This window comes from Rathayibacter tanaceti, assembly GCF_001634385.1.
Lineage (GTDB): Bacteria > Actinomycetota > Actinomycetes > Actinomycetales > Microbacteriaceae > Rathayibacter > Rathayibacter tanaceti.
On sequence record NZ_LIIN01000140.1, the window covers coordinates 1 to 6,835 of the forward strand.

Genomic DNA, 6,835 nt, shown 5'->3' on the forward strand with positions numbered 1-6,835 from the left:
GCGACGGACCGCTCCCGCGACCTGAGCCCGCGCGCGACCCCGGTGTCGCTGCCGCGACCCCGCGGTCCGGGTCGAAACGCCGCGGGGCGGCGGTCAGCGGGTGGTGCCGTTCTTGCCGTCGCGCCAGGCGAGCAGATCGTGCACAGGAGCGAGGTCGATCTCGGGCCCGGAGACGCCGAGCGTGAACAGGCGAGCTCCGAGGTCGTACTGCTGGTCGAGCACGTCGAAGGAGGCGTCGCCGACTCCGCTGCGGACGCTCGCGCCGGTCGAGACCTCGATGGCCTCCGGGTCGCGATCGACACGTCCGCACCACTCGGTGAGGACTCCGAGCTTGCGCTCGAGGGTCGGGACGTCTGAGAAGCTGTGCCAGATGTCGGCGTGTTCGGCGACGATCCGCAGGGTCTTCTTCTCGCCGCCTCCGCCGATCATCACCGGGATGTCCCGCGTGGGCGCGGGGGTGAGCATCGACCAGCGGCTCCGGATGCGCGGCATGGCCGCGGAGAGCTCGTCCAGGCGCGAGCCGGCAGTGCCGAACTCGTAGCCGTACTCGTCGTAGTCGCGCTCGAACCAACCCGAGCCGATGCCGAAGACGAGTCTGCCCTCGGCCCCCTTCGCGCTGATGTGGTCGACCGTGCGAGCCATGTCGGCGAGCAGATCGGGGTTCCGGTAGCTGTTGCAGGTGACGAGCGGGCCGAACTCGATCCGGCTCGTCTGCTCGGCCCACGCGGCGAGCATGCTCCAGCCCTCGAAGTGCAGGCCGTCGGGCTCCCCGGAGAGGGGGAAGAAATGGTCCCAGTTGAACGCGATGTCGACGCCGAGGTCCTCGATCTCGGTGAGGGTGTCGCGGATGACTCCGTAGGAGACGTGCTGGGGAGCGATCTGGACGCCGATGCGGACGGGGCGCGCGAGTGGGGTTGTCATGCCCTCACGCTATCGACCGCAGCTGTGCTCGGGGCCACGGCTTCGCGGCGGGGCTACTCCCCCGCCGGGTCCGGCGATGCCGTGGGCGCCTGGTCGCTGGTCGCCCGGGCGAGCTTGACCACGGTGGCGCCCTCGCCGTCGAACAGACGGAGGCGCCCGCCGTCGATCGAGGCCATCGCCGCCTCCGAGAAGATCCGCGGCAGGGCGACCCCGTCGCAGGCGATGAGCGTGCCGGGGCCCGCCGAGACCGAGAGGGCACCCTTCGCGTCGACCGACCACTCGCCCTGCGCACCGTTGCAGCCGTCCGACCCGGTCCAGGTGCCGTCGCCGGCGATCAGGAGGAATGGCACCTCGGGCGACTCGTACGAGACTCCCGTCACCCAGCGGCCGACGAGATCGTCGGGAGCGGGCGCCGACACCGCCTCGACGCCGGAACCGCCCGCGCACCCGGTGAGTCCGAGGACGGCCGTGGCGGCGAGCAGCACACCGACCCGGCGGAGCGGGCTCATCGTCCGAGCATCTTCTGCAGCTGTTCCAGCTCCTCGGGGGTGGGCTGCGCGCCCTTCGCGGCCCCGCCGCCGAGGCCGAAACCCGAACCGCCGGCATCGGAGGAGCGGGGTGCGGTCAGGGCGGCGTTCTCGGCCGCGCGCTTGGCCGGGTTCCCCGACTTCGAGCTCTTCTTCTTCTGCGGCTTCGGGCGGCCGGTGTAGCCGGCGCCGGGGACCGGACCCATCCCGGGCACGGAGGGCATACCGCCCTTAGCCACGGTCTTCATCATCTTGGCGGCCTGGTCGAAGCGCTGGACGAGCTGGTTGACGTCGGTCACCGTCATGCCGGAGCCGCGCGCGATGCGCAAGCGGCGGGAGCCGTTGAGGAGCTTGGGGTTCTGCCGCTCGGCCTTCGTCATCGACTGGATGATCGCCTCGGTGCGCACGATCTCGCGCTCGTCGAACTGGTCGAGCTGCTCGCGCATGCCCTTCGCACCCGGCAACATGCCGATCATCTTCTTGATCGAGCCCATGTTGCGCAGCTGCTGCATCTGGCCGAGGAAGTCGTCGAGCGTAAACGAGTCGCTCATGATCTTCTCGGCGACCTTGCGCGCCTCGTCCTCGTCGAACGCGGCCTGCGCCTGCTCGATCAGGGTGAGCACGTCGCCGAGGTCGAGGATCCGGCTCGCCATGCGGTCCGGGTGGAACTGCTCGAAGTCGTCGAGGTCCTCACCGGTGGAGGCGAAGAGGATCGGGCGGCCCGTGAGCGAGGCGACCGAGAGGGCCGCGCCTCCGCGGGTGTCGCTGTCGAGCTTCGAGAGGACGACGCCGGTGAAGTCGACGCCCTCCTGGAAGGCCTTCGCGGTGGCGACCGCGTCCTGGCCGATCATCGCGTCGATGACGAAGAGGACCTCGTCCGGGTTCGTGACCCGGCGGATGTCCGACGCCTGCTTCATCATGTCGGTGTCGACACCCAGGCGACCTGCGGTGTCGATGATGACGGTGTCGTACTGCTTGTCGGCGGCGTAGCGTACCGCGTCCTGCGCGACCTTCACCGGGTTGCCCACCCCGTTGCCGGGCTGCGGGGCGTAGACAGCGACTCCGGCCTGCTCGCCCACGACCTGGAGCTGCTGCACCGCGTTGGGGCGCTGGAGGTCGGCCGCGACGAGGAGGGGCGTGTGCCCCTCTTTGCCGAGGTACTTGCCGAGCTTGCCGGCGAGGGTCGTCTTGCCTGCGCCCTGGAGGCCCGCGAGCATGATGACGGTCGGTGGGCGCTTGGCGAACTCGAGGCGACGCGTCTGTCCGCCGAGGATCGCGACGAGCTCCTCGTTCACGATCTGGACGACCTGTTGGGCCGGGTTGAGCGCCTTGTTGACCTCGTCGCCGAGAGCGCGCTCGCGCACCTTGCCGGTGAACTCCTTCACGACCTCGAGGGCGACATCGGCATCGAGGAGAGCGCGTCGGATCTCGCGGACGGTGCCGTCGACGTCCGAGGCCGAGAGCTTGCCCTTCGTGCGGAGGTTCTTGAAGGTCTCGACGAGTCGATCGGAGAGGGTGCCGAAAGTAGCCATGATGCCGGGAATTCTACCGGAGCCGCGGGCGAGGTCGGGGCGGCTCTCGCTGGCAGTGCGCGCGGGGGCGTCGACCCGGCGCGCGGATTAACTGGTCCGGGTACAGGAACGGGGTTAGGGTGGCCCGGTGATCGAGACTTTCGTCGCGGGCGACTCCGCGCATCCCCTGGACTACCGCGACGGCTGGGAGCTGCAGCGCCGCCTCCACGCCGAGGTCGTGGCCGGCGAGCGGCCCGACACCCTGGTGCTCTGCGAGCACGCCGCCGTGTACACGGCCGGCAAGCGCACCGAGCCGCACGACCGTCCCGCCGACGGCTCTCCGGTGGTCGACGTCGACCGCGGCGGCCGCATCACCTGGCACGGCCCGGGCCAACTCGTCGGCTATCCGATCGTGCGGCTGCGCGAACCGGTCGACGTGGTCGCGTACGTCCGCGCGCTTGAGGGGGTGCTGATCGACGTGCTCGAGGACCTGGGGGTGCACGGGACCCGCGTCGACGGGCGGTCGGGGGTGTGGATGGAGCGGCCGGGTGGCGCCGACAAGATCGCGGCGATCGGGATCCGGGTCGCCTCCGGAGTGACGATGCACGGCTTCGCGCTGAATGTTTCGAACAGCCTCGAGCCCTACTCCCGGATCGTCGCGTGCGGCATCAGCGACGCCGGAGCGACGACACTGGAGCGCGAACGCGGCGACTCTCCGTCGATGCCGATGGTGCGTGCCCGCGTGATGGCGCGGTTCGCCGCGGCCGCGCCCTCCTTCGCTGCGCGCACTGACGCCTCCGGAGTCGCCGCGTGAGCGCCGAGGCGGGCGGGCGCAAGCTGCTGAGGCTCGAGATCCGCAATGCCGAGACGCCGATCGAGCGCAAGCCCGAGTGGATCCGCACCAAGGCCTCGATGGGGCCCGAGTACCGCCAGCTGCAGGCGCTCGTGAAGAGCGAGGAGCTGCACACGGTCTGCCAGGAGGCGGGCTGCCCCAACATCTTCGAGTGCTGGGAGGACCGCGAGGCGACGTTCCTCATCGGGGGCGCCCAGTGCACGCGGCGCTGCGACTTCTGCCAGATCGACACCGGGAAGCCCGCGGACTACGACGCGGACGAGCCCCGGCGCGTCGGCGAGTCGGTGGCGCGGATGAACCTCCGCTACGCGACCGTCACCGGAGTCGCGCGCGACGATCTGCCGGACGAGGGCTCCTGGCTCTACGCCGAGACCATCCGGCAGATCCACGCCCAGGCGCCGGGCACGGGCGTGGAGATCCTCGTGCCCGACTTCACGGGGCGCGCCGAGCATCTGCAGAGGGTCTTCGACGCGCGGCCCGAGGTCTTCGCGCACAATGTCGAGACGGTGCCGCGGATCTTCAAGCGCATCCGGCCGGCCTTCCGCTACGAGCGCTCGCTCGACGTCCTGACCCAGGGGCGGGACGCGGGGCTGATCACGAAGTCGAACCTCATCCTGGGCATGGGCGAGGAGCGCGAGGAGATCTCGCAGGCGCTGCAAGACCTGTACGACGCGGGCACCGACATCGTGACGATCACGCAGTACCTCCGCCCCACTCCGCGGCACCTGCCGGTGGACCGCTGGGTGCACCCGGAGGAGTTCGTGGCGATCAAGGAGGAGGCGGAGGACATCGGCTTCCTCGGCGTCCTCGCCGGACCGCTGGTGCGCTCCTCCTACCGGGCGGGGCGGCTCTGGGCGCGCTCGATGGAGTCGAAAGGGCTGCCGGTGCCGGAGCACCTGCGCCACCTGGCCGACGCGGCGCTGGGGTTCTCGCAGGCGGTCTGACCGTCCGCGCCGTCGCGGAGAAACGGATCCCGGGCGACGCCGGATCAGCTGACGAGCTGCTGGGCGAAGACGTGGGGGGTGAAACCGGTGAGGTCGCCGATGCCCTCGCCCTGGCCAATGAGCTTGATCGGGATGCCGGTGCGCTCCTGCACGGCGAGGACGAAGCCTCCCTTGGCGGAGCCGTCGAGCTTGGTGATGACCAGGCCGGTGACGCCCGCGTGCTCGATGAACGCCTCCGCCTGGTTGAGACCGTTCTGGCCGGTGGTCGCATCGAGCACGAGCAGGACCTCGGAGATCGGGGCCTGCTTCTCGATGACGCGCTTGATCTTGGTCAGCTCGTCCATGAGACCGCCCTTGGTGTGCAGCCGACCTGCCGTGTCGATGATGACCATCTCGACGCCGTTCTCTTTCGCGAACTGCACGGTCTGGAAGGCGACGGAGGCGGGATCCTGCCTGTCCTGCTGCGGGCGGACGATCTGCGCGTCGGCGCGCTGCGCCCAGGTGGCGAGCTGATCGACGGCGGCGGCGCGGAAGGTGTCGGCCGCGCCCACGACGACGCTGCGGCCGTAGTTGCGGAGGAACTTCGCGAACTTGCCGATGGTCGTCGTCTTGCCGACGCCGTTCACGCCCACCACGAGGATCACGGCGGGGCGCTCGCTGAGCGTGAGGGTCGTGTCGTACTTCGAGAGGCGCTCCTCAAGCGACTCGCGGAGCATGCGCTGCAGGTCTCGCGGGTCGGTCGTGCTGTAGCGCTCGACCTTGGCGCGGAGGTCGGCGACCATCTCCTCAGTGATGTCCGGACCGAAGTCGGCGGTGATCAGGGCGGTCTCGAGGTCGTCCCACGTCTGCTCGTCGATCGTGCGCTTCTCGAACAGGCCGCGCAGAGCGCGACCGAGCGACCAGGAGGTGCGTTCAGCCATGGGTCCAGGCTACCGGCGGGCGGAGCGGGAGGATCGGACGGGCGATCCGCGCTGGCGCGCGCCTCGGGCTCGAGCAGGTGGACGCCCTCTCCGGTGCCCGCTCGCGCAGCGGGCGCAGGTCCTGCGGGTCGTGCGGAGGGCCTCAGGCGGGCGGTGCCTGCACCCGCTGACCGACCACGGCCGACACGCCGTCCTGGCGCATCGATACGCCGTAGAGCGCGTCCGCGATCTCCATCGTGCGCTTCTGGTGGGTGATCACGATGAGCTGGCTCGAGGTCCGGAGGTCCTCGAAGATGCTCAGCAGCCGGCCGAGGTTCGCGTCGTCGAGCGCCGCCTCCACCTCGTCCATGATGTAGAACGGGCTCGGCCGCGACGTGAAGATCGCGACCATGAACGCCACCGCCGCGAGCGAGCGCTCGCCTCCCGAGAGCAGGGAGAGACGCTCGATCTTCTTGCCGGCCGGTCTCACGGCGACCTCGATCCCGGTGGTGAGCAGGTTCTCCGGGTCGGTCAGGCTGATGCTGCCGGTGCCCCCGGGGAAGAGCACGGGGAACACATCGGCGAAGGCGGCCTGCGTGTCCTCGAAGGCGGAGGCGAAGACCGACTGCATGGTCTCATCGAGCTCCTCGATGATGGTGAGCAGGTCGCGGCGGGTGCTGGTGAGATCGGCGAGCTGCTCGGTGAGGAAGACGTGCCGCTGCTCCAGGGCGGCGAACTCCTCCAGAGCCAGCGGATTCACCCGGCCGAGCTGACCGAGCTGCCTCTCGGCCTTCTCGAGACGGCGCCGCTGCTCCTCGCGGACGTAACGGCGCGGCTCCTGCTGCTCGTCGGTCTCGTCCGGGACGCCGACCTCCGGACCGTACTCCTCGACGAGCACGTCCTCGGTGAGCCCGAGCTCGGAGCCGGCGCGCTCGAGAAGACCGGTCAGCTGGAGCCGCTTCTCGGAGATCTGCAGTTCGAGGCCGTGCACGCTCTCGGTGACGGACTGCAGCCGCTCGCGCAGGGTCGCCTCCTCGCGGCGCAGCGTCCGGAGCTCCTCGTTCTGCTGCGAGCGGGCCGCCTCGGCCGTGACCAGCTCGTCGCGCGCCTCCTGCACCGACCGCTCGACGGAGGCGAGCACGGCCGGGAGAGCGGCACTCACCTCTGCGGCGGCCTCGCG

7 protein-coding genes are annotated in these 6,835 nt (G+C 70.4%); 2 read left to right on the forward strand and 5 right to left on the reverse strand.

Going from position 1 to position 6,835, the window contains the following annotated elements; genetic code table 11:
* Window positions 1–93: 93 nt before the first annotated feature.
* From ACH61_RS13290 to ffh, 3 genes are read right to left on the reverse strand one after another with little or no spacing between them, the layout of a single operon-like run.
* On the reverse strand, window positions 94–921 hold the full coding sequence (locus tag ACH61_RS13290; protein ID WP_068212840.1) for an LLM class F420-dependent oxidoreductase: 828 nt from the start codon (window positions 919–921) through the stop codon (window positions 94–96).
* Window positions 922–974: 53 nt separating this feature from the next.
* Window positions 975–1,430: an META domain-containing protein gene (locus ACH61_RS13295; protein ID WP_068212843.1), complete on the reverse strand. Its 456-nt coding sequence runs from the start codon at window positions 1,428–1,430 to the stop codon at window positions 975–977.
* Window positions 1,427–2,980: a signal recognition particle protein gene (gene ffh / locus ACH61_RS13300; protein ID WP_068212846.1), complete on the reverse strand. Its 1,554-nt coding sequence runs from the start codon at window positions 2,978–2,980 to the stop codon at window positions 1,427–1,429. Before ffh ends, ACH61_RS13295 begins: the two co-directional genes overlap by 4 nt.
* A gap of 127 nt (window positions 2,981–3,107) precedes the next feature.
* On the opposite strand from ffh, the gene lipB reads away from it, so the two are divergent.
* Both lipB and lipA read left to right on the forward strand, forming a co-directional pair.
* The gene (lipB, locus tag ACH61_RS13305; RefSeq protein WP_068212848.1) at window positions 3,108–3,773 is read left to right on the forward strand and encodes a lipoyl(octanoyl) transferase LipB; all 666 of its coding nucleotides are present in this window, start codon (window positions 3,108–3,110) and stop codon (window positions 3,771–3,773) included.
* Entirely contained in the window at window positions 3,770–4,756 is a 987-nt protein-coding gene (gene lipA / locus ACH61_RS13310; RefSeq protein ID WP_068212851.1) for a lipoyl synthase, read from the forward strand. The genes lipB and lipA overlap by 4 nt, the downstream gene beginning before the upstream one ends.
* A 44-nt stretch (window positions 4,757–4,800) precedes the next feature.
* Here the strand turns inward: lipA and ftsY are convergent, their stop codons facing one another.
* Together ftsY and ACH61_RS13320 are read right to left on the reverse strand one after the other, a co-directional pair.
* Window positions 4,801–5,676: a signal recognition particle-docking protein FtsY gene (ftsY, locus tag ACH61_RS13315; protein ID WP_068212853.1), complete on the reverse strand. Its 876-nt coding sequence runs from the start codon at window positions 5,674–5,676 to the stop codon at window positions 4,801–4,803.
* A 142-nt stretch (window positions 5,677–5,818) separates the two neighbouring features.
* On the reverse strand, window positions 5,819–6,835 hold a 1,017-nt coding region (locus ACH61_RS13320; protein ID WP_153038879.1), incomplete at its 5' end, for an AAA family ATPase.